Source organism: uncultured Ralstonia sp., assembly GCA_913056305.1.
Classification (GTDB): domain Bacteria; phylum Pseudomonadota; class Gammaproteobacteria; order Burkholderiales; family Burkholderiaceae; genus Ralstonia.
The window spans coordinates 1-3,071 of sequence record CAJXMR010000355.1 but is presented as its reverse complement, the minus strand read 5'-3'; the positions used below and the strand labels follow the sequence as shown (position 1 = coordinate 3,071).

The 3,071-nt window shown below is 67.1% G+C and carries 1 protein-coding gene; it reads right to left on the bottom strand.

What is annotated here, in order from left to right:
- A partial coding sequence (locus QZ609_RS25910) for an EAL domain-containing protein (RefSeq protein ID WP_295501198.1) occupies positions 1-2,512 on the bottom strand: 2,512 nt, incomplete at its 3' end.
- Between the last annotated feature and the right edge of the window lie 559 nt (positions 2,513-3,071).

Genomic DNA, 3,071 nt, shown 5'->3' with positions numbered 1-3,071 from the left:
CTTCGGCCGTGACCGTCATGTTCAGCGCGCGGGCCATCGCGATGATGGTCTTGGTCAGTGCCACGCAGTCGGCCACTGCCGGCACCCCGCTGATGAACGAACGGTCGATCTTGATGTTGTGGATCGGCAGGCTGCGCAGATACGACAGCGACGAGAAGCCGATGCCAAAATCGTCCAGCGAGATCTGCACCCCGCGCGCCGCCAGGCTGGTCAGCAGGCGCTGCGTCGACAGCCGGTCGGCCAGCAGCACGCTCTCCGTCAGTTCCAGCTCCAGCCGCGACGGGTTCAGGCCCGAGGCCTTGAGCGCCTCGTCGACATCGCGCTCGATCACGCCGGCATCGCATTGGCGCGCCGATACGTTGACCGCCACCCGGCCGGTGAAGCCGAAATTGCGTTCCCACAGCTGCCCTTGCGCGCAGGCTTGCATCAGGGCCCAGCGCCCCAGCTCGACGATGTAGCCGGATTCCTCGGCCACGGCGATGAACTCGACCGGCGACACCGCGCCCAGCTCTGGGTCCGACCAGCGCATCAGCGCCTCGACCGCAACGATCTCGCGCGTCGCCAGCGCGTACTTGGGCTGGTAGACCAGGCGCACCTGCCCACGGTCCAGTGCCCGGCGCATGCGTTCATTGAGCGTGAAGCGGCGCAGGATCTGCGTCTCCAGCGCGCGCGAGTAGTGTGTGAGCCGGTTGCGGCCGTTCTCCTTGGCGCGGTACATCGCGGCTTCGGCGCGGCTGACCAGCGTGGCGGCTTCGCTGCCGTCTTCGGGGAACACCGCCACGCCGATGCTGCCCGACAGGTGCACCTCGCGCTCCCCACCCGTGAATGGCAGGGCAAGGGATTCGAGCACCTGCTGGGCCAGCGTGTCGGCGGCATCCGGCGTGTCGATTGCCACGCAGAACTGGTCGCCGCCCAGGCGCGCCAACAACGCGCGCTGGCCAACATCGGCGCGGATGCGTTGCGCGGCCACGTTCAGCACCTGGTTGCCGACGTGGTGGCCCATCGCCTCGTTGACGGTCTTGAAGTGGTCGAGCCCGATATAAAGCAGCGCCGCCTGGCCGGTGGCGGGCAGCGCCAGGCGCGCGTCGAGCCGCTCGATGAAGGCCGCGCGGTTGGGCAGGCCGGTGAGCGAATCCTTGGTTTCCAGCAGGCGTAGCTGCTCGTAGGTGGAGCGCTCCGCCGTGATGTCGGTAAAGATGACGAGCACCGCATGCGGCGATGCGCTGTCCTGCGAGAAGATCGGCAACACCGATTGGCGCAGCCAGACGATCTGCCCGGTGCCGGCCGGCATGCCCACCACCACGTTGCTGATGGCCCGCCCCGTGCGTGCGGCCAGCGTGGATGGCCACGCGGCGCGCGGCAGCATGCTGCCGTCTTCGGCCAGCATCATGTCGCCGAGCGTCAGGCGCGGCCGGCCTTTCCACGACGCGCCGGACAAGCGCAGGATCTCGGCGGCGCTGCGGTTGTACGACAGCACGCGGCCGTCCGTGGAGACCGTCAGCACGCCTTCGCTCAGGTGGTTGACCACCAGCCGGTATTGGTCGCGCAGGTCGCGTGCTTGCCGGTACTCGCCTTCCAGGCGCAGCAGCTTGACCAGCGCGCTGATGTAGCCGGCGCACGCACGACGTTGTGCGGCCTCATCGGAGGCGGTGGGCCCAAGTGCCGGACGCGTGTAGAACAGGCATAGCAAGTCGTCGCTGGGGTGCAGGCCGCCGTGCTGGGCGGGAATGCGGCAGAGCCAGTCTGGCTGTGCCGTGCCGAGCGCGTGAGCGAGGATCGCCTGCAAGGGCGCCGGCACATTGGCCAGGCGGATCAACTCGACCGGCGGGAGGTCGCCCGCTGCGGGCGCGATGCGGGCCAGCTCGGCATCGAGCACCTCCTGGCCGGCGCTCAGTTGGGCGCGGGCGGCCTGCGTGCCATAGAGCCGCGCTCGGCCGGAGACCACGCGCACCACCACGCACAGCGCGGTGGGCAGCGCCGCCTCCAGGGCGCGCAGCGCTGCATGCAAGCGCTCGCCCAGCGAGGCCGCCGAGGGCAAGGTGGACAGCAGATGATCCAGGTGTTCATGCGGAAGCGCCGCGCCGATGGCCTCCGGGCTCAGCACGCGCTCCCCCGGCTTGCCCGGCAACTGCGCGCCAAGCGGTAACGGCAAGCCATGTACCACCACTTGCTGGGCAGGCATGCCGTCAAAGCGGGTGGGCGTGACGGTCAGGCGGACGGTGGTGAGCGTGTCGGACGCCGCATCGGCCGCCATCGACACCAACTGTGCAGCGTGTGTCTGGTCGGCGCCAGGCTCCGCCTGCGCATCGTCATGGCTGGCATCGATCAGCAACGATACCGGTGCATCGCGAAAGAAGCGGGAGAACGGCTCCCCCAGCAGTTGGTCGACCGACAGCGCGCGGACCACGCAGACGCCTGCCGCGTTGGCAAATACGATGCGCCCTTCCAGCACCACGTAGAAAGGGACAGGAAGGCTTTGCGCAGACAGCGGGTAGGAGAGTTCGTCTTGCATCCCACGCTCCAGGCAAGGGGGCTCGCCCAAGTTGGCATTGTCCGAGGCCGTGTTCTGATGGGAACGCGGTACGCCTCGTTGGGGAGTGGCTGCGTCCTGCGCAACACCGGATTCCTTCGGCGCGATGCCCTCGCGCCGCTCTCAAGCGTGGGTACGCGCAACCACGGACATCGGGACAGCGATCTTCATGATGCGCAAAAGTCGCCTGATGCGCAAACCTTCACGTTGTGGTCGATACAACACATTGTGCGGCGTGCAATGTCGGCGCACTCGGCAGGAGGCCTCTTTTTGTCGGCGTGATCCTGCTATGTCGCTGTCGGTGCGCAATCGTGCAATGCAAAGTCCGGTTCAATCCAGCGACGCGTGAAGGCCAATCCGGTTGCCGACATCAGCCTGAATGCGCCGATCGTCAATGTGCAATAGGCAATCACGCGTTCGATGGAATACGCCGAGAAAAACCACGTCGCGAAGACAAGCAACGCGCAGTCTGGCAGGTCAAGGAACCTAAGGATGGTGTTCAGAACTCATTCCGCAGCACCGAGACATCGACGCAGCGTCA